This is a genomic window from Allochromatium tepidum, from assembly GCF_018409545.1.
Lineage (GTDB): Bacteria > Pseudomonadota > Gammaproteobacteria > Chromatiales > Chromatiaceae > Thermochromatium > Thermochromatium tepidum_A.
This window is the reverse complement of record NZ_AP024563.1, coordinates 2646401-2668647: the sequence shown is the minus strand read 5'-3', so window position 1 is coordinate 2668647 and position 22247 is coordinate 2646401. Positions and strand designations below refer to the sequence as shown.

General features: G+C 64.4%; 21 protein-coding genes and 1 pseudogene. 19 read left to right on the top strand and 3 right to left on the bottom strand.

All coding sequences use genetic code 11. The features are described from left to right. Nucleotides 1-88: 88 nt before the first annotated feature. The 17 genes and pseudogenes from rlmH (at nt 89) to Atep_RS12700 (ending at nt 18318) form a co-directional block, all read left to right on the top strand. The gene (gene rlmH, locus Atep_RS12780; RefSeq protein ID WP_213378874.1) at nt 89-562 is read left to right on the top strand and encodes a 23S rRNA (pseudouridine(1915)-N(3))-methyltransferase RlmH; all 474 of its coding nucleotides are present in this window, start codon (nt 89-91) and stop codon (nt 560-562) included. A 57-nt stretch (nt 563-619) separates the two neighbouring features. Continuing rightward, nucleotides 620-1228, top strand: a complete 609-nt coding sequence (locus tag Atep_RS12775; protein WP_213381667.1) for a Maf family protein — start codon at nt 620-622, stop codon at nt 1226-1228. A 94-nt stretch (nt 1229-1322) separates the two neighbouring features. Next, complete coding sequence (gene rng / locus Atep_RS12770; protein ID WP_213378873.1) at nt 1323-2777, top strand: ribonuclease G; 1455 nt, start codon at nt 1323-1325, stop codon at nt 2775-2777. A 78-nt stretch (nt 2778-2855) separates the two neighbouring features. After that, nucleotides 2856-6473 carry a YhdP family phospholipid transporter gene (locus tag Atep_RS12765; RefSeq protein ID WP_213378872.1) on the top strand — a complete coding sequence of 1206 codons (3618 nt, stop codon included), beginning with the start codon at nt 2856-2858 and terminating at the stop codon, nt 6471-6473. Nucleotides 6474-6618: 145 nt separating this feature from the next. Then, nucleotides 6619-7449, top strand: coding sequence for a carbon-nitrogen hydrolase family protein (locus Atep_RS12760; RefSeq protein ID WP_213378871.1), 831 nt, complete (start codon nt 6619-6621; stop codon nt 7447-7449). Between the two features lie 127 nt (nt 7450-7576). After that, nucleotides 7577-9019, top strand: coding sequence for a metalloprotease TldD (gene tldD / locus Atep_RS12755; protein WP_213378870.1), 1443 nt, complete (start codon nt 7577-7579; stop codon nt 9017-9019). 120 nt (nt 9020-9139) lie between these two features. Beyond that, nucleotides 9140-10573 (top strand): Asp-tRNA(Asn)/Glu-tRNA(Gln) amidotransferase subunit GatB, encoded by a 1434-nt coding sequence (gatB, locus tag Atep_RS12750; RefSeq protein ID WP_213378869.1) that lies wholly within the window; start codon nt 9140-9142, stop codon nt 10571-10573. 73 nt (nt 10574-10646) lie between these two features. After that, on the top strand, nt 10647-11999 hold the full coding sequence (locus Atep_RS12745; protein WP_213378868.1) for a DNA cytosine methyltransferase: 1353 nt from the start codon (nt 10647-10649) through the stop codon (nt 11997-11999). Beyond that, nucleotides 11948-12379, top strand: a complete 432-nt coding sequence (locus tag Atep_RS12740) for a very short patch repair endonuclease (protein ID WP_213378867.1) — start codon at nt 11948-11950, stop codon at nt 12377-12379. Before Atep_RS12745 ends, Atep_RS12740 begins: the two co-directional genes overlap by 52 nt. After that, the gene (locus tag Atep_RS12735) at nt 12372-12938 is read left to right on the top strand and encodes an HNH endonuclease (protein ID WP_213378866.1); all 567 of its coding nucleotides are present in this window, start codon (nt 12372-12374) and stop codon (nt 12936-12938) included. Before Atep_RS12740 ends, Atep_RS12735 begins: the two co-directional genes overlap by 8 nt. A gap of 365 nt (nt 12939-13303) precedes the next feature. After that, complete coding sequence (hisB, locus tag Atep_RS12730; RefSeq protein WP_213378865.1) at nt 13304-13906, top strand: imidazoleglycerol-phosphate dehydratase HisB; 603 nt, start codon at nt 13304-13306, stop codon at nt 13904-13906. A 59-nt stretch (nt 13907-13965) separates the two neighbouring features. Further along, nucleotides 13966-14691, top strand: a pseudogene (gene hisA, locus Atep_RS12725) (1-(5-phosphoribosyl)-5-[(5-phosphoribosylamino)methylideneamino]imidazole-4-carboxamide isomerase); the annotation flags it as partial. 15 nt (nt 14692-14706) lie between these two features. Further along, a complete protein-coding gene (gene hisI, locus Atep_RS12720) occupies nt 14707-15117 on the top strand; it encodes a phosphoribosyl-AMP cyclohydrolase (RefSeq protein ID WP_213381665.1) in 411 nt (136 codons plus the stop codon). A gap of 13 nt (nt 15118-15130) precedes the next feature. Beyond that, on the top strand, nt 15131-15448 hold the full coding sequence (locus tag Atep_RS12715; protein ID WP_213378864.1) for a phosphoribosyl-ATP diphosphatase: 318 nt from the start codon (nt 15131-15133) through the stop codon (nt 15446-15448). Between the two features lie 37 nt (nt 15449-15485). Beyond that, the gene (gene tatC / locus Atep_RS12710; RefSeq protein ID WP_213378863.1) at nt 15486-16646 is read left to right on the top strand and encodes a twin-arginine translocase subunit TatC; all 1161 of its coding nucleotides are present in this window, start codon (nt 15486-15488) and stop codon (nt 16644-16646) included. Between the two features lie 124 nt (nt 16647-16770). Then, nucleotides 16771-17766 (top strand): LysR family transcriptional regulator, encoded by a 996-nt coding sequence (locus tag Atep_RS12705; RefSeq protein ID WP_213378862.1) that lies wholly within the window; start codon nt 16771-16773, stop codon nt 17764-17766. Nucleotides 17767-17958: 192 nt separating this feature from the next. Further along, the gene (locus Atep_RS12700; protein ID WP_213378861.1) at nt 17959-18318 is read left to right on the top strand and encodes a helix-turn-helix domain-containing protein; all 360 of its coding nucleotides are present in this window, start codon (nt 17959-17961) and stop codon (nt 18316-18318) included. A 10-nt stretch (nt 18319-18328) separates the two neighbouring features. On the opposite strand, the gene hypE is transcribed toward Atep_RS12700, so the two are convergent. Genes hypE through Atep_RS12685 form a run of 3 tightly spaced genes read right to left on the bottom strand, consistent with a single transcriptional unit; the run spans nt 18329 to nt 20774 of the window. Continuing rightward, nucleotides 18329-19375, bottom strand: coding sequence for a hydrogenase expression/formation protein HypE (gene hypE / locus Atep_RS12695; protein WP_213378860.1), 1047 nt, complete (start codon nt 19373-19375; stop codon nt 18329-18331). Then, nucleotides 19372-20502, bottom strand: a complete 1131-nt coding sequence (gene hypD / locus Atep_RS12690; protein ID WP_213378859.1) for a hydrogenase formation protein HypD — start codon at nt 20500-20502, stop codon at nt 19372-19374. The genes hypE and hypD overlap by 4 nt, the downstream gene beginning before the upstream one ends. Next, the gene (locus tag Atep_RS12685; protein ID WP_213378858.1) at nt 20499-20774 is read right to left on the bottom strand and encodes a HypC/HybG/HupF family hydrogenase formation chaperone; all 276 of its coding nucleotides are present in this window, start codon (nt 20772-20774) and stop codon (nt 20499-20501) included. The genes hypD and Atep_RS12685 overlap by 4 nt, the downstream gene beginning before the upstream one ends. Nucleotides 20775-20950: 176 nt before the next feature. On the opposite strand from Atep_RS12685, the gene Atep_RS12680 reads away from it, so the two are divergent. Next, nucleotides 20951-21541, top strand: coding sequence for a class I SAM-dependent methyltransferase (locus Atep_RS12680; protein WP_213378857.1), 591 nt, complete (start codon nt 20951-20953; stop codon nt 21539-21541). 241 nt (nt 21542-21782) lie between these two features. Continuing rightward, on the top strand, nt 21783-22247 hold the full coding sequence (locus Atep_RS12675; RefSeq protein WP_213378856.1) for a peroxiredoxin: 465 nt from the start codon (nt 21783-21785) through the stop codon (nt 22245-22247).

Here is a 22247-nt window from a genome sequence, read left to right as displayed (position 1 = left end):
GGGGTGCGTTTGGGTCTCGGTCGGCGCGCGTTTACGTCGGGCACCGGGATGGAGGATGATGTCGGGACTGATCGAAATCGAGTGTCGTATGCGGATTCATCTGATGTGTGTCGGCCGGCGGATGCCGGGCTGGATCGAAGAGGGTTATCGCGAATACGCCAAGCGGCTGCCGCCCGAGTGCGCCCTGCATCTGGTCGAGATCGACCCGGTCCATCGCGCCAAGACCACCAATGTGCGTCAGGCGCGCGAAGAAGAAGGGCGGCGCATCCTCAAGGCCATCCCCAAGGGCGCGGATGTGATCGTGCTCGACGAGCGCGGGCGTTCCTGGAGTACCGAGACGCTGGCGGGCCGGCTGCGCGACTGGCTGGCCGATGGGCGTGATCGGGCGCTCGTGGTCGGCGGGGCCGACGGGCTGTCGGAGGACTGTCTGGCGCAGGCGCGCGAGCGCTGGTCGCTCTCGGCCCTGACCTTTCCGCATCCGCTGGTGCGCGTCATCCTCGCCGAGCAGATCTATCGTGCCTGGAGTCTGACCCAGGGACATCCCTATCATCGGGCTGGGTGATCGAGCCGTGTTTTGAACCGCAAAGGCGCCAAGTACGCCAAGGAGTTCGTCTCCAGCATGAGCGAAACCGACCATCATCTCTATCTGGCCTCGCGCTCGCCGCGCCGGGGCGAGTTGCTGAACCAGATCGGAGTGCGCTTCGCTCAGGTCGCGGCGGACGTGGACGAGACTCCGGGTCCGGGCGAATCGCCCGAGGACTATGTGCGGCGGATCGCGATTGAAAAGGCTCAGGCGGGCCGATTGGGGATTCCGACCGGAGACCCGCGCCCGGTGTTGGCCGCCGACACCGCCGTGATCATCGACGGCGAGATCCTGGGAAAACCGCTCGACCGACCCGATTTCCTGCTCATGATGGCGCGTCTGTCCGGGCGCACGCATCAGGTGCTGACCGGGGTGGCGCTTGCCCAGGCCGGTGAGGTTCGGTACGCGCTGAGCACGAGCCGGGTTCGCTTTCGCGCCATCGACGACCGCGAGCGACTGGCCTACTGGGCGAGCGGCGAACCGCAGGACAAGGCCGGCGGCTACGGCATCCAGGGCCTTGGCGCGCTCTTCGTCGCCGAGCTTCAGGGTAGCTACTCAGGCGTCATGGGACTGCCGCTCTATGAAACCGGGCGCCTGCTGCATCACGCCGGGATCGTCCTGCTCGACCGTGATCGCCTCTCCTGAGCCGATTTCCAGGCGATCCTTGGGCGGTTGCTTTGCGTCCTTCGCGCCTTTGCGGTTTCAATGTTCAGAATCCAGCTATTGAAGGACGTATCGAGTGAGTGAAGAGATTCTCATCAATGTCACCCCGCCCGAGACCAGGGTCGCCGTGGTCGAGAACGGCGTGGTGCAGGAGATCATCATCGAGCGCGCCGAGCGCTGCGGTCTGGTCGGCAACATCTACAAGGGGCGCATTTGCCGCGTGCTGCCGGGGATGCAGGCGGCCTTCGTCGACATCGGTCTGGAACGCGCGGCCTTTCTGCACGCCTCCGACATCATCGGCACGCCGGGCGAGTCGCGCGGCGACCAGATCCATGAGCTGGTGCGCGAGGGCGACATGATCGTGGTCCAGGTGGTCAAGGATCCGCTCGGCACCAAGGGCGCGCGTCTGACCACCAACATCTCGATCGCCTCGCGCTATCTGGTGTGCATGCCGGCGGTGGCGACCACGGGCGTGTCGCAGAAGATCGAGGACGAGGACGAGCGCCGCCGTCTGCGCGAGATCCTGCTGCGCTATGTCGAGGCCCATCAGGGCGAGGGCGGTTTCATCGCCCGCACTGCCGCCGAGGGCGTGAGCGAGGAGGCGCTGGAGAAGGACATGGCCTTTCTGGCCAAGCTCTGGCGCGGCATCAAGGAGCGTTGCACCCATGTCGACCAGATCGGGCTGATCCACGACGATCTGGCCCTAGCCCTGCGTGCACTGCGCGATCTGGTGACGCCCGAGGTCGAGCGCATCCGCATCGACTCGCGTGCCATGTTCGACAAGGCCGTCTCCTTCGCCGCCAAGTACATCCCCGAGATCCGGGAGCGCATCGAGTACTACCAGGGCGAGCGCCCGCTGTTCGATCTCTACGGCGTCGAGGAGGAGATCCGCAAGGCGCTCCAGCGCAAGGTCAGCCTCAAGTCGGGCGGTCATCTGGTCATCGACCAGACCGAGGCCATGACGACCATCGATGTGAACACCGGCGCCTTCGTCGGCCATCGCAATCTGGAAGAGACCATCTTCAAGACCAACCTGGAGGCCGCCCAAGCCATCTGCCGTCAACTGCGACTGCGCAATCTCGGCGGCATCATCATCATCGACTTCATCGACATGACCGAGGACGAGCACAAGCGCCAGGTATTGCGCGCGCTCGAAAAATGCCTCGCCCGCGATCATGCCAAGACCCACATCACCGAGGTCTCCTCGCTCGGCCTGGTCGAGATGACGCGCAAGCGCACCCGCGAGTCGCTGGAGCATGTGCTGTGCGAGCCCTGTCCCTGCTGCGGCGGGCGCGGTTCGATCAAGACCGCCGAGACGACCTGCTACGAGATCTTCCGCGAGATCCTGCGCGAGTCGCGTCAGTTCGAGGTCGAGACCCTGCTGGTTCTGGCCTCGCCGGAGGTCGTCGACCGGCTGCTCGACGAGGAGTCGGCGCATCTGGCCGAGCTGGAGGAGTTCATCGGCCGCCCGATCCGGCTCCAGGCCGAGGCGCTCTACACTCAGGAGCAATACGACGTCGTGCTCATCTAACGCTGCATGGAGCGTGCGCCAGGACGCGCCGCTCGCCGAAAAACGCGCACCGATGGCTCCATTGGCTTGATGTCTCCCATGTCCCTGCTCAGACGCCTCACGGCCTTGCTGACGACCTCCATGCTCCTGGGGCTGGTGCTCCTGGCGCTGTTGGTCTCGGTCTTGCGTCTGACGCCGCCGCTGACCGGCGAGTATCGGGACGCCATCGCCGGAAGGCTGTCCGAGCGTCTCGGGTATCGGCTGTCGATCGGGACGTTGCGACTCGGCCTGTCCGGCTTGCAGCCGCGTCTGCGGCTGGAAGGCGTCGCGCTCGATCGTCCGGACGACGGCACGCGGGCGCCGGCGTTGAGGGCGATCGAGCTGGATCTGAATCTCCAAGCCTCGCTCCTGAGCCGTTCGGTCCGGATTTCGGGCATCACGCTGGTCGGGGCGCGTCTGGTCCTGGAGCGCGGAGAGGATGGACGTCTGCGCGTGCATGGACTGGACGCACTGGCGAGCGACGATCCGCGCGTGCTCGAAGGCTTCTTGAATCGGGGTCGGCTCGATCTGATCGAGAGCGAGATCCTGTTCGTCGATCCGGCGCGCGGCGGCAAGCAGCTGCGTCTGGTCGAGACACGCCTGCGACTGGAGAACAGCGGCGAGCGCCATTGGCTGGATCTCTCCGCACGGCCGGTGTCGCCCGATCCGCTCGTGCTCGCCACCGATGAGGCGCCCAGCGGCGCGGACGAACCCTGTAAACCCTGTCTCCAACTGGCCCTGCGGCTGAATGGTCCGGCGTCCGATCCGCGTTCCTGGAGCGGGCGCGGCTATCTGCATCTGGATGTCGCCAATCTCGGTCTGCTGCTGCCGGCGGCTGTGCCGGCACATGGTCGGCTGGATACCGAGCGCGCCGACGTCGAGAGCTGGCTCGACTTCCAGGCGGGCCGACTCGAACAGGCGCTGATCCGGGCCGATCTGCGGGGCGTGCGGCTGGCGTCCGATGAGACGCCTGGACAGACACAGACGTCGGATGATGCCGCGCGCGAGCGGTCGCCGGCCTGGCATCTGAGCGGGATGGCGCGCGTGCGTTCGCAGCAATCCGGCTGGAGCGCCCGGATCGCCGGACTGGAGGCCGGATTCGACGACGTGGCCGTCTCGGGCCTGGGTCTGGATCTGCGTCTGAGTCCGGAAGGACGGCTGCTGGGTCTGGGCGGACGCCTCGCTCAGTTGGACCTGGACGATCTGAGCGCCATGCGGCGGGCGAGTCCCTGGCCGCTGCCCGAGGCGCTGAACTCACTCCTGGAGCGCCACCCACGCGGAAGCGCGCACGATCTGGCGGTACGCTTCGAGCCGGCCGGCACGGGTGTCGAGTCACGCTGGCAGGTCTCGGGCCGGCTGTCCGGTCTGGGTCTCGATCGCCGCGAACGACAGCCCGGTTTCGCCGGCCTGGATCTGCGGTTCGCCGGCGATCAGGACGGCGGCTGGGTGCGGCTCGGGTCCGAGGGACTGGATCTGGACCTGAATCCGCTCTTCGATCGCCCGTTGCGGCTCGACCAGTTCAGCGGCCGGCTCGACTGGACGCGCCGTCCGTCCGGCGGCTGGCGCCTCGCGGCGCACGAACTGGCGCTGGAGAACGCCGATCTCAGCGGTCAGGCGCATTTCGCGCTGGAACTGCCGGGCGCCGACGGACGGCCCTTCCTGGATCTGCGCGCACGCTTCCGGGACGCCAATGCCGCCAATGTGCGTCTCTACCTGCCGGTTGGGATCATGAAGCCGCAACTGGTCGACTGGCTCGACGCCGCGATCGTCTCCGGGCGCGTCACCCAGGGCGACGCGCTCTTTCGCGGCGCCCTGGCCGATCATCCCTTCCGCCGGCGTCAGGGCCGTTTCGAGCTGAAGCTGGAGTTCGAAGATCTGCGGCTGGACTATCAGCCGGGATGGCCCGCCATCACGTCGGCCGCCGGTCATCTGCGCTTTCTCGACGAGGGCTTGACGATCCGGGTCGATCGCGGGCGTCTCCTCGATAGCGATTTCCGCGCCGGCCGGGTCGATCTGCCCGATCTCGCGCATGTCGAGCAGATGCGCATCCACGGTGAGGCGCGCGGCCCCTTCGAGGACGGTCGGCGTACCCTGGCCGAGACCCCACTGTCTGAAAAGCTGGGCGGACTCGCCGAAATCCTCCAGGTCAGCGGTCAATCACAACTGGTGCTGGACATCGATCTGCCGTTCGTGAAACAGCGCACGCTGGGCGTGTCGGGTGTCCTGAGCTGGCCGGCGCCGGCCACGCTGGGCGTGCGCGGGACGGCCATCCGGCTCTCGGGCCTGAGCGGCGCGGTACGCTTCGACGAACGCGGGATCCAGGCCTCCAAGGTCGGTGCCAAGCTTTCGGGCCGACCGCTCGAACTGTCACTGCGTACCCAGGATTCCGGACTCCATCTGGCCGGACGGATCGACGCGCTGGATCTGAGTGACTGGAGCGATTGGGCCAAGGCGACCCAGCTTGGCCAGAGCGCGGCGGTCAAGGACGGCATCGCGCTGGCCGGTGTGGAGTTCGACGTCGACCGCCTGAGTCTCGGCGAGCGGACGCTCAACGCCTTCAAGCTCAGGGGGACGCCGGGCAAATCCGGCTGGCGGTTTCGCGTCGATGCCGGCGAGGTCGCCGGGCTGATCCGTCCGGCCGACACGGACACCGGGACGCGGCTGGATCTCGATCTCGAACGGCTCGATCTCAAGGCGTTCGTGGCGCATCCCGAGTCCGCCGGGCCGCCGACGCCGCGCGTATCCGCGCCGAGTCCGGATCGTGCGCCCGACCCGATCACCGAACTCCCCTCGCTCGACCTGCGCGTCGCCCGGCTCGACTGGGGCGAGCGCGCATTGGGCACGCTCGATCTGTCCCTGCATCGCGATGCCCTGGGGATGCGCCTGCCGCGTCTGCGTCTGAGCCGGTCCGGACTCTTGAACATCGAAGGTACGGGCGAATGGGTCCGGGCATCCGAGGGTGGACGCAGCCGTCTGGACCTGAAGGCCGAGACTCCGGATCTGCGCGGCGTCCTGACGCTGCTCGACGAGCCGACGGCCATCGAGGCCAAGGGCGCGCGGGCGCGCGTCCAACTGCATTGGCCCGGCGGGCCGACGCGCTTCGCCTGGGCGCGGGCCGAGGGTGTGCTCGACATCGGCGTCGATCCGGGACGCTTGCTGGAGGCCGAGCCGGGCGTCGGGCGTCTGCTCGGGTTCATCGACATCGGTTCCATCGGGCGGCGGCTGGCGCTCGATTTCTCGGATCTCTATGGCCAGGGTTTCGCCTTCGAGCGTCTGGGCGGACGCATCGCCATCGGGCAGGGGCGGGCGCGTTTCGAAGACGTCTCGATCGAGGGACCGGCCGGGCGTGTCATGGTCGGCGGCGCGGCGGATCTCGTCGGCCGGCGGCTCGACCAGTTGGTCACGGTCGAACCCAAGCTGGGCACGAGCCTGGCCTTGGCCGGCGCCGTGGCGGGCGGGCCCGTGGTGGGCGCAGCCGTCTATCTGGTCGATCGCGCGACCGGCAACACCCTCGACCGGCTCGGACGCTATCAGTATCGGGTCACCGGCCCCTGGACCGAGCCGGAGTGGACGCGACTGGGCTGGGAGCCGCTGAGCGGTCTCGGTGAGCGTCGAGAACCGGCGAACGAGGACGGGAAACCGCCGCGCCCGACCAACCATTTCCTCGATGTCCCCTGAGTGCCGGTTCCGGTCGACCGGCTCTGGTAGTATTGTTGCAAAGATCGAATGAAACGGCTTTCGAGTGGGACGGCGGCGATCGGTCGCCGGCTGAGGTAGAGACATCCGCGCCGGGGTCTGGGCGGGATTGAGTAGTTCAGACAACATGAAAGAAAAACATAAGATCGGGGCCATCCAGATGGCGACCGGCCCCAATGTCAGCGCCAACCTGTTCGAGGTGGAGCGTCTGGTCAGGGAGAGCGTGGAGGAGGGGGCCGAGCTGGTGGTCCTGCCCGAGAATTTCGCCTTCATGGGCCAGGAGGACCGCGATCAGCTCGCGATCCGCGAGGCCGACGGCGACGGGCCGCTGCAAGCCTTCCTGGCGCGGCTGGCCAAACAACTGGGGATCTGGCTGGTCGGCGGCACCATTCCGCTGGAGGCCACGAATCCCGACCGGGTGAGCGCCGCCTGCCTGGTCTTCGACGACCGCGGCGAGCGGGTCGCCCGCTACGACAAGATCCATCTGTTCGACGTCAACCTGCCCGGTCTCGACGAGCGCTATCACGAGTCGGCGGTCATCGAGCCGGGCTCCCAGCCGGTCGTGGTCGACAGCCCCTTCGGGCGGATCGGTCTCTCGGTCTGCTATGATCTGCGCTTTCCCGAACTCTATCGTCGGCTGCTCGACGAGGACGCCGAGATCCTGGTCGTCCCGGCGGCCTTCACCGCCGTCACCGGCAAGGCGCATTGGGAATCGCTGCTACGGGCGCGCGCCATCGAGAATCTGGCCTATGTGGTGGCGGCGGCTCAGGGCGGTTTCCATGTCAACGGCCGCGAGACCCACGGGCACAGCCTGATCGTCGATCCCTGGGGCACGGTGCTGGCCGAAGTGCCGCGCGGCTCCGGGCATGTCCAGGCCACGATCGATCACGAGTTCCTGGAGTCGGTGCGGCGCAGCTTCCCGACCATCCGCCACCGGCGTTTGAAATGCGACGCCTGAGGCCGCAAGTCCAACCATGAACGGCACGGTTGGGGCGCACGACCGGACGATCCGCGTGTCGTCCCGCGTCCCGGCCGGCCACGAACCTCCCGCCACTGAATCCAAGAGTCCGCCCGCTTCCGAACCCATGATTGATTCCATTGCCATCGCCCGTGACAGCATCCTCGCTCCGGCCGGACTGGACGAGTCCGCACTCGACCGTCTGCTCGGACATCTGACCAGCGCGGCGGTGGACGCGGCCGACATCTATTTCCAGTACAGCCGGCTGCAATCCTGGGTGCTGGAGGACGGCATCCTCAAGGACGGCAACTTCAGCATCGAGCAGGGGGCCGGACTGCGCGCCGTCAGCGGCGAGAAGACCGGCTTCGCCTATTCCGATGAGTTGCAGCTCCCGGCGCTGATCGAGGCGGCGACCGCGGCGCGGGCCATCGCCCGCGGCGGACAGGAAGGGCGGGTGCGCATCGGTCAGCCGCCGATCGCCCGGCGGCTCTATGAACCGCTCAATCCCATCGGCAGTCTGCCGGACGCCGACAAGGTCGCGCTGCTGCAACGGGTCGATGCCGAGGCCCGGCGCGCCGATCCGCGCGTGCGCGAGGTCATCGCCAGTCTGGTCGCGGTGCAGGACACGGTGCTGGTGCTGGCCGACGACGGCACCCTGGCCGCCGACGTGCGTCCGCTGGTGCGGCTGAACGTCAGCGTCATCGCCGAGCAGGACGGGCGGCGCGAGCAGGGATCGAGCGGCGGCGGGGCGCGGGCCGATCTCGGCTATTTCCTGGTCGAGGATCGGGCGCTGGCCTTCGCGCGCGAGGCGGTGCGGCTGGCGCTGGTCAATCTCGATGCCGTCGAAGCCCCGGCCGGGACCATGACCGTGGTGCTCGGTTCGGGCTGGCCCGGCGTGCTCTTGCACGAGGCCGTCGGTCATGGTCTGGAGGGCGACTTCAACCGCAAGGGCAGTTCGGCCTTTGCCGGACGCCTCGGGCAGCGGGTCGCCGCGAAGGGTGTTACCGTGGTCGACGACGGCACGCTGCCGGGACGGCGCGGTTCGCTCAATCTCGACGACGAAGGCACCCCGACCCAGAACACCGTGCTGATCGAGGACGGCATCCTGCGCGGCTACATGCAGGACAAGCTCAACGCCCGGCTCACCGGCACCACGCCGACCGGCAACGGCCGGCGCGAGTCCTATGCCCATCTGCCGATGCCGCGCATGACCAACACCTACATGCTCGCCGGCGAGCGCGATCCGGAGGAGATCATCGCCTCGGTCGACAAGGGACTCTATGCCGTCAACTTCGGCGGCGGTCAGGTCGACATCACCTCGGGCAAGTTCGTGTTCTCCGCGAGTGAAGCCTATCTGATCGAAAAGGGCCGGATCACCCGTCCGGTCAAGGGCGCCACCCTCATCGGCAACGGCCCGGACGTACTCACCCGCGTCAGCCTGATCGGCAACGACCTCAAGCTCGACGAAGGCGTCGGCACCTGCGGCAAGGAAGGCCAGAGCGTCCCGGTCGGCGTCGGTCAGCCTACGCTGCGCATCGACGGCCTGACCGTCGGCGGCACCAGTCAGTAGATTTCCCGCGTTCGCTCGGTCGCTCCTCTGGGGCGGCCCGGATCTGCCGAAAACTGGCCGTAATCCTGACTCGCCTGTAACATCGCGGATCGAATCGACATCCATCGAACAGGACCGACCATGCAGTGGGAAACCGTCATCGGTCTCGAGATCCACACCCAGCTCGCGACCCAGTCCAAGATCTTCTCCGGCGCGCCGACCGCCTTCGGCGCCGAACCCAACACCCAGGCCTGCGCCATCGACCTGGGGCTGCCGGGCGTGCTGCCGGTGCTCAATGTCGAGGCGGTGCGCCTCGCGGTGCGCTTCGGTAAGGCCATCGACGCCGAGATCGCGCCGCGCTCGGTGTTCGCGCGCAAGAATTATTTCTATCCCGACCTGCCCAAGGGCTACCAGATCAGCCAGTACGAGCTGCCGGTCGTCGGCAAGGGCCGGGTCGAGATCGTCCTCGACGACGGCACGGTCAAGACCATCGGCGTCACCCGCGCCCATCTGGAAGAGGACGCCGGCAAGTCGCTGCATGAGGACTTCCACGGCTTCACCGGCATCGATCTGAACCGTGCCGGCACGCCGCTGCTGGAGATCGTCTCCGAGCCGGATCTGCGCTCGCCGGCCGAGGCCGTGGCCTATGCCAAGAAGATCCACCAGATCGTGCGCTACATCGGCATCAGCGACGGCAACATGCAGGAAGGCTCCTTCCGCATGGACGCCAACGTCTCGGTGCGTCCGGTCGGCCGGAAGGAGTTCGGTACCCGTACCGAGATCAAGAACGTCAACTCCTTCCGCTTCCTGGAGAAGGCCATCGCCTTCGAGGTCGAGCGCCAGATCGATCTGATCGAGGGCGGCGGCACCGTGGTCCAGGAAACGCGGCTGTACGATGCCGTCAAGGACGAGACGCGCTCGATGCGCACCAAGGAGGAGGCCAACGACTATCGCTATTTCCCCGATCCGGATCTGCTGCCGCTGGAGATCGACGACGCCTTTCTGGCCGAGGCGACCGCCGATCTGCCGGAACTCCCGGACGCCAAGCGCGCGCGCTTCCAGTCCGAGTACGGGCTGTCGGAGTACGACGCCGATCTGCTGACCGCCGGTCGCGAGCTGGCCGATTACTACGAGACCGTGGCCCGTGCGTGCGGCGAGCCGAAGCTGGCGGCCAACTGGGTGAGCGGCGAGCTGATGGCGGCGCTCAACAAGAGCGAATGTGAGATCGGCGCCAGTCCGGTGTCGGCCGGCGCCCTGGCCGGTCTGATCGCACGCATCCAGGACGGCACGGTCTCGGGCAAGCTGGCCAAGCAGGTGTTCGAGGGCATGTGGAACGGCGGCGGCGAGGCCGATGCCGTGATCGAGGCCCAGGGTCTCAAGCAGATCACCGACACCGGCGCCATTGAGGCCATGATCGAGGCCATCGTCGCCGCCAACCCGGAGCAGGTCGAACAGTACCGTGCCGGCAAGGACAAGGTGTTCGGCTTCTTCGTCGGTCAGGTGATGAAGCAGAGCGGCGGCAAGGCCAATCCGGCGCAGGTCAATGAAATCCTCAAGCGCAAACTGAACGCCTGAGCCTTTGCTCCGCCCTCGATCTGTCGGGGGCGGAGAGAGGAGCGGCTTCCGGCGGCGCTGTTATGGCGTGATCTTGAGGTCGGTCTTCCGTTTCCAGATCGACAACATTGCGGTGTGTTTTTACAGTGAAAACATGCCGCCTGTTACCATTCACGACATTTGCCGCTTGTTAATCGACAATGCTTTCATTGAATTGAAAGTCTGGCAGATTCGCGAAGCTGTGCCCAAACGAGAGGGAAAAATGCGAGACTCGGATCAATTCAAGGTTATAGATTTGTTCGCCGGCGCAGGCGGACTGACTTTAGGTTTTACAAAAAAATTCGGCAACGACTTCCAACCGATTTGGGCGAACGATTTCAACGCCTATGCGGCTGAAACTTATAATGCCAATTTTGGCGGGCATTGCACACACGGCGATATTTTGGAGCTGCTTGCCGACCCGCACACGAAAATACCCTCTGCCGATGTCGTCATCGGCGGTCCGCCTTGTCAGGGTTTTTCACTCCTCAACAAAAACCGCGAGAACGATGTTCGAAAAGAAATGTGGCGGCCTTTTTTAGAGGTTGTGGAAAGAGCCGGCGCCGACATTTTTTTGATTGAAAATGTACCGCAATTGCTCGGTTCGCCGGAGTACTTGGCCATTGCCGAACGAGCGCGGGAAATGGGTTTTAAAATTGCCTGCGCCAAATTATGCGCCGCAGATTACGGTGTTCCGCAAACTCGTCACCGCGCCTTTATTCTCGGCTGTCGTTTTTTCGATCCGCAAGAATTTTTTCCGCCGCTTCCTACGCATCGCAATCCGAAGGAACAAAAAAAAGTAAATGATTTATTCGCAAAGGGCACAAGCGGAGTACTTCCTGCATGGCGAACCGTGCGTGATGCTATCGGAGACTTAAAGCCGCCGGTTGGAACGGAGATGCGTGAAGTTGAGCCGCCGTATGATTTACATTTTGGACGAACCCCAACAGCAAACAGTTTGGAAAGGTACAAGGCAATTCCGGAAGAAGGAATGAACCGTTTTGACTTGCAACGCCGCGCACCTGAGCTCACGCCCGATTGCTGGATTCGTAAAACATCAGGCGGTACAGACCTTTTCGGGCGCTTGTGGTGGGACAAGCCGGCATTCACGATTCGCACCGAGTTTTTCAAGCCGGAGAAAGGCCGCTATCTCCATCCATGCGAGCATCGTCCAATCACTCACCGAGAGGCGGCGCGTTTGCAATCTTTTCCCGACGACTTTGTATTTCACGGTTCTAAAATTGAAATTGCCAAGCAAATAGGTAATGCCGTGCCGCCGCTTTTGGCTGCCGCCGTCGCACGCAGTGTTAGGGAATTGCTGTGTCGCAGGCGTCAAGTTATGGAGGTTCTTGAGCCATGCCCGACCGCTTCACACCTCAAGAACGAAGCCGCATTATGTCCCTCGTGAAGGGGCGAGATACGAAACCTGAGAAAGTTGTTCGCAGTTTGCTGCACGCGATGGGCTATCGGTTTCGGCTCCATCGAAATGAATTACCTGGCAAACCAGACATTGTTCTGCCGAAGTACCGCAAAGCTATTTTCATTCACGGTTGTTTTTGGCATGGTCACGCAGGTTGCCGCCGTGCAGCAAGGCCGGAATCCAATGCGGATTTTTGGAATAAAAAAATTGATGAAAACATGGCAAGAGATAAAAAAGCACAAGCCGAACTGAAGAATTCAGGTTGGGATCTTTTGGTGATATGGCAGTGTGAAATGAAGGACTTGGAAAAGCTGCGGCGGAATTTGAATCAATTTATAAAAGGCGAGGAAATTGCTGAGAATGACTAAAGAAAAAGTTGGTGCGCGAGCAAAAATCAGGGCTTTTCTTGAGGCAAACGTCGGTAAAATCGTAACCACGCAGCAAATCAGCGAGGTTGCCGGAATCCGTGACTATCAGCGCCGCATCCGTGAATTGCGAAACGAAGAAGGAATGCAAATTCACTCATATAAAGACAGCATGGACTTGAAGCCGAGCGAGTACGTTCTTGTAAGTCTCGAAAGACTTCCGGCTATCGAACGTGGAATCTCCAGCCGGCTTCGCATGGAGATTTTGGAAAGGAACGGTTTTACCTGCCAACTCTGTGGAAGAACAGGGGGTGATGCAGACCCTTGCGACCCGACACGAAAAGTGCGCCTTGTTATTGATCATGAAATTCCGATTGAGCAAGGCGGAACGAATGATAGGTCAAATTTGCGAGTACTCTGCACGGCTTGTAATCAGGCGCGAGCGAACATTCAGCCGCCGACCGAGACCGCTAAAAATCTAATCGCCCGCATTCGCAAGCAAAGTCGCTCAGTTCAAAAAGAAGTGTATGAAGCGTTGCGCCGGACATTTGGTGATCAATAGCTGTGATAGCCGCCAACCGGGACAAAAAATGCGTTTTTCAACGCCGAAGGCCCGATCCGCATGGATCACCTCAACCTTGAGGGACGCTATCAAGCGGTCTGCAATCTCCGGGAACTTGACACTGGACCGAGGCTGGCGGGTCATCTTCGACCGTCGCACCGGACAGCCGCCGATCCGCGAACGCACGCACAACGCCGAGACGACCAGCCCGCCGGGGCGGCGGATTCGTGTGATGCGGGCTTGATTCGGCGCCGCGCCGTCATATTCGCGTTCGGGCGCGTATGATCCAGTGTAAAGCTGTGGTTTAATGCCGTCTTTTGGAGCGCCCCGGCGCGCCGCGTAGCGTAGCGAGCATTGCCAAGCCCATGTCACTGGATACACCCCGTCGTGCCGAAGTCGAGCGCCACACGCTCGAAACCCGGATCCGTGTCAGTCTCAACCTGGACGGTCAGGGTCGGGCGTCCTTCGCAACCGGCGTGCCCTTCCTGGAGCACATGCTCGATCAGGTCGCACGCCACGGTCTGATCGATCTCGACATTGAGGCGGTCGGCGACCGGCACATCGACGATCATCACACGGTCGAGGATCTGGGCATCACGTTCGGTCAGGCGCTCGCCAAGGCACTCGGCGACAAGAAGGGCATCCGCCGCTATGGTCACGCCTATGTGCCCTTGGATGAAGCACTCTCGCGCGTGGTCATCGACCTCTCGGGACGACCGGGGCTGGTCTATGGCGTCACCTTCACCCGCGCCCGGATCGGCGCCTTCGATGTCGATCTGTTCCGGGAGTTCTTCCAGGGACTGGTCAACCATGCCGGCATGACCCTGCACATCGACAACCTGCGCGGCGTCAATTCGCACCATCAGGCCGAGACCATGTTCAAAGCCTTCGGTCGCGCGTTGCGCATGGCCATCGAACCGGACCCGCGCATGGCCGGCATCACGCCCTCGACCAAGGGCGCGCTCTAAGACATCGCTCCCGAACCGTTCATTCGACATCCCACAGCCATACAGCGGAGAGCAATCCGGTGCTGCTGATTCCCGCGATCGATTTGAAGGATGGCCGCTGCGTGCGGCTGCGTCAGGGCCGCATGGACGACGAGACCGTCTTCTCCGACGACCCGGTCGAGCTGGCCGGGCGCTGGTTGGACGAAGGCGCCCGCCGGCTGCATCTGGTCGACCTCAACGGCGCCTTCGCCGGCGAGCCGGTCAACGGCGCGGCCATTCGCGGCATCGCGGCGGCCTATCCCGAGCTGCCGCTCCAGGTCGGCGGCGGCATCCGCGACGAGGCGACCATCGAAGCCTATCTTAAGGCCGGCGTGCGCTACTGCATCATCGGCACCCAGGCCGTGCGTGAGCCTGAGTTCGTCGCCCGCGCCTGCCGTGCCTTTCCGGGACACATCATGGTCGGACTCGACGCCAGGGACGGACAGGTCGCCATCAACGGCTGGGCCGAGATCACCGAACATCGGGTCGAGGATCTGGCGCGGCGCTTCGAGAACGACGGCGTGACGGCCATCGTCTATACCGACATCGGGCGCGACGGGATGCTCTCCGGTCCCAACGTCGAGGCCACGCGCGCCCTGGCCGAGGCCGTCCGCATCCCGGTCATCGCCTCGGGCGGCATCACCAATATCGACGACATCCGCGCCCTGGCCGAGGCCGGCGGCATCACCGCCGCCATCACGGGGCGCGCCATCTACGAGGGGACGCTCGACTTCGCCGAGGGGCAGCGTCTGGCCGATATCCTGAGTGGGGGGAGTGAGCGCATGACGGCGAACGACGCCTGGCTCGATGCCATCGCCTGGGGTCCGGACGGTCTGATCCCGGCCATCGCTCAGGAGCATGGAACCGGAAGCGTGCTGATGCTGGCCTGGATGAACCGCGAGGCACTGCGTCTGACGCGCGAGACCGGGCATGCGGTCTACTGGTCGCGTTCGCGCGCGCGGCTGTGGCACAAGGGCGAGGAGTCCGGCCACCAGCAGGTGGTCCATTCGATCCGCCTGGACTGCGATGCCGACGTGGTGCTGCTGGAAGTCGAGCAGAAGGGCGGTATCGCCTGCCATACCGGGCGTCACGATTGCTTCTACCGCGCGCTGGACACGACCGGCGATTGGGTCGAGATCGCGCCCGTGCTCAAAGATCCGAACGCCATCTATAGCGGAAGCGGCTCGAAGTGAGGAACAGGATCACATGACCGACGTACTCGACCGACTCGCCGAAGTCCTGGAGTCGCGCAAGGGCGCCGACCCGGGCTCCTCCTATGTCGCCAAGCTCTATGCCAAGGGCCTCGATGCCATCCTCAAGAAGGTCGGCGAGGAGGCCACCGAGACCGTGATGGCGGCCAAGGACGGCGTGCCCGATAAGCTCGTCTACGAGGTCGCCGATCTCTGGTTCCATACCCTGGTGCTGCTCGCCCAGCAGGGGCTGGGACCGCGTCAGGTGCTCGACGAACTGGACCGGCGCTTCGGACTCTCGGGACTCGAGGAAAAGGCCAACCGAACCGGCTGAATACGCCGAATCCCCCGTTCAACCAAGGATCCAAACCATGTCTCTCGCGATGCAGCCCGACGATCCGGGCGCCGAACAGCCGTTCATCTCGCATCTGGTCGAGTTGCGCGATCGGATCATCCGCATGTTGATCGCTGTCGGCGTGATGGCGGGGGTGTTGCTGCCCTTCGCCAACCAGCTCTATGCCTACGTGGCCGCGCCGCTCGTGGCGCAGTTGCCCGCGGGCAACACCATGATCGCCACCCAGGTGGCCTCGCCGCTCCTGACCCCGCTCAAGCTGGCGCTGATCGCGGCGGTGTTCCTGTCGATGCCCTATCTGCTCTATCAGCTCTGGGCCTTCATCGCGCCGGGGTTGTACCAGCATGAAAAACGGCTGGCCGTCCCGCTCCTGGTCTCCAGCATCCTGCTGTTCTATCTGGGGATGCTCTTTGCCTATTACCTGGTCTTTCCGCTGATCTTCGCCTTCTTCGCCGCTACCACCCCCGAGGGTGTGGCGATGATGACCGACATCTCGGCCTATCTCGATTTCGTGCTGACGCTGTTCCTGGCCTTCGGTCTGGCCTTCGAGATCCCGATCGCCACCATCCTGCTGGTGGCCATCGGCCTGGTGACACCCGAGGATCTGGCCAACAAGCGCCCTTACGTGATCGTCGGCGCCTTCGTCATCGGCATGTTCCTGACCCCGCCCGACATGATCTCGCAGACCCTGCTGGCGGTGCCGATGTGGATGCTGTTCGAGCTGGGCGTCCTGTTCTCCAAGCTGGTGCTCAAGGGCCGACGCGCCGAGGATGACACGCCGCCCGCCGGACCGCCGGCAGGCGCTGCGCCCAAGCCGCTGCCCGTCGCTCCAAGCGCGGGTGGAGGCGCTGTCGGCCGCGAGCTGTCGCCCGGCTTCGACGACCCGGATCGCCGGCACCCCATGACCGACGCCGAGATGGAGGCCGAATTGGATCTGATCGACGCCGAGGAGGCCAAGGCCGCCAAAGCCGCGCCGATCCCATCCAAGTCGTCCGAGATGGCAGAGACTTCAGCGACGCCGACCGATGCGGTCGAAGACAAGATCCGTCGCGCCAATCAGTTGCGCGATCTCGGCAACGACTTCGCCGCGCGTCAGATGCTCTATCAGGTGCTGGAAGAAGGCGATGCGGGCCAGCGTCAGGTCGCGCGCAACATCCTGAGCCAACTCGACGAACACTGAGTGTGATGTATGTTACGAAACACGATCGAGCGATTGGATTTTTTGTGCAGTAAATGCTGATATTGCTTTTATCAATGAATCTTGTGGTATACCATCAATTGTAATCCGTGTGCCAAAGGTGGGTATGACCGTGGGCTCAGGCTCCCAGATTCATTACAAGCAAAACCGACTCAAGCAGCTGCGCGCCTTCTGTCATGCCGCGCGCACCGGCAGCGTCAGTGCCGCCGCCGAGAAGATCTTTCTCAGTCAGCCGACCGTGTCGCTCCAGATCCAGGCGCTCGAGCGCGAGTTCGGGACCGTGCTCTTCGAGCGCCGCGGACCCAAGATCAAGCTCACGCCCGAGGGTGATCTGCTGTTCCAGATGGCCGAACCTCTGGTCGAAGGCATGGACAAACTCCACGAGGCCTTCGCCACCCAGGCCGGGCGCGTGGATCAGGGGGTGCTGAACATCGCCGCCGGTGAGTCGACCATCCTCTACATCCTGCCCGGTCCGATTCAGGACTTCGTCGAGCAGTATCCGGGCATCGAACTGAAGCTGCACAATGTCACCGGGCGCGACGGTCTGGCCATGCTACGCGCCGACGAGGTGGATCTGGCGGTGGGGTCGATGCTGGAGATCCCGGACGACATCACCTATCGGCCGTTCGTGACCTATCAGCCGACCCTGATCACGCCGCTCGACCATCCGCTCGCCGGCAAGGAGCGGGTGACGCTGGAGGAGATCGCGCCCTATGGCCTGATCCTGCCGCCACGGCATCTGAGCACCTGGCGCATGGTCGACCTGGTGTTCAAGCAGCACAACCTGGGCTATCGCGTGACCATGGAGGCCGGCGGCTGGGAGGTGATCAAGAAGTATGTCGAGCTGGGTCTCGGCATCTCGATCGTCACCGACGTCTGCCTCACGGGCGAGGAGAAGCTGGGCCGTATTCCGATCGGGCAGTATTTTCCAAGACGCAGTTACGGTATCGTGCAACGTCGTGGTAAATTCCTCTCCCCGCAAACCAAGTGTTTCATCAAGACGCTCGATCGCGCCTTCGCCGATCGCATCGTCGAGCCGCTGCCGCAACCTCAGCCGCAGACCGCCGGCGACACCGAATGGGAAGACGCCCTCCTGGGCTGAAGCGCCCCGGAAGGCTTGATCCGAGCCAGAGCGCGCCGGGCCGAGATCCGCCCGCGCCGGATGGCTGTCCGATGTATCCGTACCTGCATCAAGGATGTGTGTCTGCCCGTTCGTCGGGTGGGCGGGCATCGTTCACATTCATCGACCTAGAATCACCTCAAAGAGACAGTCTTGCATAACATCAAGATCACCATGGACCTGACGAAACGTATCGGCCAGCGCCTGCGCTCGGCCCGGCATGAGCAAAAGCTCAGTCTCGCCGACCTGTCGGCTCGCACCAACTCATTGTCCAAGTCGCGTATCAGCAACTACGAGCAGGGCATCCGCCGCATGGGACTGGAGGAGGCGCATGAACTGTCCGTGGCCCTGGGCACGGTCACGCCGACCTATCTGCTGTGTCTCGACGACCGGGGTCCGCTGTCGGATCGCGAGCTGGAACTGATCGATCACTTCCGCCGCACCGATGAGCGTGGTCGCGACACGCTGTTGAAGCTCGCCCAGTCGCAGCCGGATCACGCCCCCGCCGAGGATGCGGAGTCCGAGGACGCCTGAGCGTCCGAGGTCAGCAGATGCGCGGCAGTTGCTCGCCCGTGAGCCAATCGAGCAGACGCTCCCCGCCGAAGCGGGTCTGCATCTGGACGAAGCCGAGCGAATCCTCGACGACCTCGCCGATGATGGCCGACTGTGCGCCCAGCGGATGGGCGCGCATGGTCGCCAGCAGGGTTTCAGCCCGATCGGCCGGACAGATCGCGACCAGCTTGCCCTCGTTGGCGACATAGGCGGGATCGAGTCCGAGCAGTTCGCAGGCGGCCGAGACCGCCTCGCGGACCGGAATATCGGTTTCACGCACGCGCATCCCGACCCCGGATTGTTGGGCCAGCTCGTTGAGCGTGGTCGCCAGACCGCCGCGGGTCGGGTCGCGCAGACAGTGGATGTCGGGCACGGCCGCGATCATGTCGGCGACCAGTCCATGCAGGGCGGCTGAGTCCGATTGGATCGCCGTCTCGAAGCCGAGGTTCTCGCGCTGGGACAGGATGGCGATCCCGTGGTCGCCGATGTGGCCGTTGATCAGGATGACATCGCCCGGCCGCGCCCGGTCGCCCGAGATCGCGATACCCTCAGGTACCACGCCGATTCCGGTGGTGGTGATGAAGACCCCGTCGCCCTTGCCGCGTTCGACGACCTTGGTGTCGCCGGTCACGACGGCGACGCCGGCCTCACGCGCGGCCTGCGCCAGACTCGCGACGATGCGCGCCAGATCGGCCAGCGGGAAGCCTTCCTCCAGGATGAAGCTTGCGGCCAGATGCAGCGGTCGCGCGCCCGACATGGCGACATCGTTGAGGGTGCCATGCACCGCCAGTGAGCCGATGTCCCCGCCCGGAAAGAACAGCGGCGAGACCACATGGGCATCCGTGCTCATCACCAGCCGGCCGGGCGGGACGCTGAACAGCGCCTGATCGTTGCCCTGGGACAGCCATTCGTTGTCGAGCGCCTGTTTGAACAGTTCGTCGATGAGCTGGGCCATGGCGCGTCCGCCGGCGCCGTGGCTCATGTCGACCCGGCCCTGTTCGAGATCCAGCCGGGCGGAAAAGCGTGATCCGTCGGTCATCGGTTCAGTCCTGAAGATGGCATGTGAGTTCGATGGCTCCAGTAGGCCGCGCACGCGCCCTCGGACGAGACCATGCAGGCGCCCATCGGGTTGTCCGGCGTGCAGACGGCGCCGAACAGCTTGCACTCGGTCGGCTCCTTGAGGCCGCGCAGGATGGCGGGACACTCGCAGCCCTTGATCTCGCGGCTCGTTTCGACCGTGACCGGAAAGCGGCGCTCGGCGTCCAGATCGGCATAGTCCTCGGCGAGTGCCGGCGCACTCTCGGGCAGGAAGCCGAGTCCGCGCCACTCGAAGCTCGGGCGGGTGACGAAGACGCGGGCCATGAGTTCGAGCGCCCGGGCATTCCCGCCCTCGCCGACGGCGCGGCTGTACTGGTTCTCGACCTCACGACGCCCGTCGTTGATCTGGCGCACCAGCATCAACGCCGATTGCATGACGTCGAGCGGCTCGAAACCGGCGATCACGACCGGAATGCCGAACTGGTTCGGTACGAACTCATAGGGTCGCGTACCGATCACCGTACTCACATGCGATGGCCCCAGGATGCCGTCGAGCCGCACGCCCTCGGGTCCGGCCAGCGACAGGATGGCGCGCAGCGCGGGCGGCGTGAGGACGTGGTTGCAGAGGAACGACAGGTTCTTCAGCCCCTCGGCGCGCGCCTGGAGGATGGCGACCGCCGTGGGCGGGGTGGTGGTCTCGAAGCCGATGGCCATGAAGACCACTTGGCGCTCGGGTTCATCACGCGCGATCCGCAGCACGTCCTGGGTCGAATAGATCATGCGCACATCGGCGCCGGCCGCCTTGGCCTTGAGCAGCGTCCGGCGTCCGCTCGCCGGCACGCGCATCAGATCGCCATAGGTGCAGAGCGTCACGCCATGCTCGCGCGTCATGGCGATGGCCTGATCGAGCCGCGTCATCGGCAGCACGCACACCGGACAGCCCGGACCATGGACGAAGCGCAGATTGGGCGGCATCAATTGCTGGATGCCATAGCGGAAGATGGCGTGCGTGTGTCCGCCGCAGAACTCCATCAGGCGGTATTCGCGTTCGGGATCGACCTCGGCGGCGATGGCGGCGGCCAGTTGACGCGCCAGATGCCGGTCGCGGAATTCGTCGACGTATTTCATGCCGGCTTGGCGACCACGTCGGCGTTACCCATCTCTTCGTCGAGCAGGCGCGTCATCTCGGCCATGAGCTTCAGCGTCTCCTGGGCCTCCTCCTCGCTGATCCGGTTGAGCGCATAGCCGACGTGCACCAGCACATAGTCGCCGACCTCCACCTCCGGAACCAGCGCGATCGAGACCTCGCGCGAGACCCCTCCCAGATCGACCACCGCCGTGTCGATGGCCGGATCGATGCGAGTGACATGGGTGACGCGAGCCGGAATGGCGAGACACATGATGGACTCCTAGAACACTGTGGGTCTTGGGTCCGGCATTGGACTACGATCCAGGCGCCGACTCAATGCCTGAACATCGGAAGTCCGGGGTTGAGCCGCGCGGACGGATCGGACATGCTGTCCGGGTCCGTCATCATCGATCGTCTTCCATTCCAGATTCAGAGCCGTTCTCTACCATGCTCACTCCCGAACAACTCGCCGGTCTGCGCCGCGACATCCGGTTCTCGGCCCAACTCGGCGGCCGCACCCTCGAATTCCGCAGTACCTGGGGTCTGTTCTCGCCGCGCGAGATCGACGAGGGTACGCGCTTGCTGCTCGATCATCTGCACATCGAGCCGAGCGACGACTGTCTGGATCTCGGCTGCGGCTATGGTCCGATCGGCCTGACCCTGGCGGCGCTGGCCCCCCAGGGTCGCACGCTCCTGGTCGACAAGGACTTCGTCGCCGTCGACTATGCCAACCGTAACGCCCGACTCAACCGGCTCGACAACGCCGAGGCACGGCTGAGCAACGGCTTCGACCAGATCGAGCCGGAACGCCGCTTCGACCTGATCGCGAGCAACGTCCCGGCCAAGGTCGGCAAGGAACTGCTGGCGATCCTGCTGCACGACGCCCACGCCCGCCTGCGTCCCGGCGGTCGGCTCTATCTGGTCACGATCAACGGACTGCGCCAGTACATGGAGCGCAATCTCACCGAGGTCTTCGGCAACTACGACAAGCTCAAGCAGGGCGCGCACTACACCGTGGCTCTCGCCCAGCGCGCGTAAAAAAGGGCCGCGACGGCAGGGTGTGTGACTGCCGTGGCGACCCAAGGGCTTGCTGCTCATTGCAGCCCCATCCAGGGGTCGTGCATCAGTCGTTTTACAGAAATTCATAATACAATAAATTATTGAATTTTCTGCGCCTGATTTCGACCATCCGCCGCGAGGCGGGCGCGAGAGTTGACGACCTGCGTCGTCATGCCTACATTCGCGACATCGTTCAACCCTGTCGATGGAGCACTCACCCATGCTGCAACCCGGCGATCGCGCCCCGGATTTCGCCCTGCCCAACGCCGACATGGAGCCGGTGAGTCTCGCCTCGCTCAGCGGGCGGCGTCATTGCGTGATCTATTTCTATCCCAAGGACGACACGCCCGGTTGCACCATGGAAGCGCTCGAATTCACCGACCTGCAAGCCGAGTTCGAGGCCGCCGACACCGAGATCCTCGGCATCAGCCGCGACAGTTGCGCCCGCCACGGCGCCTTCCGCGACAAATACGGACTCTCCATCCATCTGCTCTCCGACAGCGACGGCGAGGTCTGCGAAGCCTATGGCGTCTGGCGCGAGAAGGAAGCGCACGGCGAGAAGCGGCTCGGCATCCTGCGCTCGACCTTCGTCGTCGACAAATCCGGCGTCGTCCGGCACGCGCTCTACGACGTCAAGCCCAAGGGCCACGCCGCCCAGGTGCTCGACCTGGTGCGCGCGCTCTGA

Bases quoted from the DNA above. Each gene is read 5' to 3' on its own strand.
- rlmH (WP_213378874.1), top strand. From the start codon at position 89: ATGCGGATTCATCTGATGTGTGTCGGCCGGCGGATGCCGGGCTGGATC.
- Atep_RS12775 (WP_213381667.1), top strand. From the start codon at position 620: ATGAGCGAAACCGACCATCATCTCTATCTGGCCTCGCGCTCGCCGCGC.
- Atep_RS12765 (WP_213378872.1), top strand. From the start codon at position 2,856: ATGTCCCTGCTCAGACGCCTCACGGCCTTGCTGACGACCTCCATGCTC.
- Atep_RS12760 (WP_213378871.1), top strand. From the start codon at position 6,619: ATGAAAGAAAAACATAAGATCGGGGCCATCCAGATGGCGACCGGCCCC.
- tldD (WP_213378870.1), top strand. From the start codon at position 7,577: ATGATTGATTCCATTGCCATCGCCCGTGACAGCATCCTCGCTCCGGCC.
- gatB (WP_213378869.1), top strand. From the start codon at position 9,140: ATGCAGTGGGAAACCGTCATCGGTCTCGAGATCCACACCCAGCTCGCG.
- Atep_RS12740 (WP_213378867.1), top strand. From the start codon at position 11,948: ATGCCCGACCGCTTCACACCTCAAGAACGAAGCCGCATTATGTCCCTC.
- Atep_RS12735 (WP_213378866.1), top strand. From the start codon at position 12,372: ATGACTAAAGAAAAAGTTGGTGCGCGAGCAAAAATCAGGGCTTTTCTT.
- hisB (WP_213378865.1), top strand. From the start codon at position 13,304: ATGTCACTGGATACACCCCGTCGTGCCGAAGTCGAGCGCCACACGCTC.
- hisI (WP_213381665.1), top strand. From the start codon at position 14,707: ATGACGGCGAACGACGCCTGGCTCGATGCCATCGCCTGGGGTCCGGAC.
- Atep_RS12715 (WP_213378864.1), top strand. From the start codon at position 15,131: ATGACCGACGTACTCGACCGACTCGCCGAAGTCCTGGAGTCGCGCAAG.
- tatC (WP_213378863.1), top strand. From the start codon at position 15,486: ATGTCTCTCGCGATGCAGCCCGACGATCCGGGCGCCGAACAGCCGTTC.
- Atep_RS12705 (WP_213378862.1), top strand. From the start codon at position 16,771: ATGACCGTGGGCTCAGGCTCCCAGATTCATTACAAGCAAAACCGACTC.
- Atep_RS12700 (WP_213378861.1), top strand. From the start codon at position 17,959: ATGGACCTGACGAAACGTATCGGCCAGCGCCTGCGCTCGGCCCGGCAT.
- hypE (WP_213378860.1), bottom strand. From the start codon at position 19,375: ATGACCGACGGATCACGCTTTTCCGCCCGGCTGGATCTCGAACAGGGC.
- hypD (WP_213378859.1), bottom strand. From the start codon at position 20,502: ATGAAATACGTCGACGAATTCCGCGACCGGCATCTGGCGCGTCAACTG.
- Atep_RS12685 (WP_213378858.1), bottom strand. From the start codon at position 20,774: ATGTGTCTCGCCATTCCGGCTCGCGTCACCCATGTCACTCGCATCGAT.
- Atep_RS12680 (WP_213378857.1), top strand. From the start codon at position 20,951: ATGCTCACTCCCGAACAACTCGCCGGTCTGCGCCGCGACATCCGGTTC.
- Atep_RS12675 (WP_213378856.1), top strand. From the start codon at position 21,783: ATGCTGCAACCCGGCGATCGCGCCCCGGATTTCGCCCTGCCCAACGCC.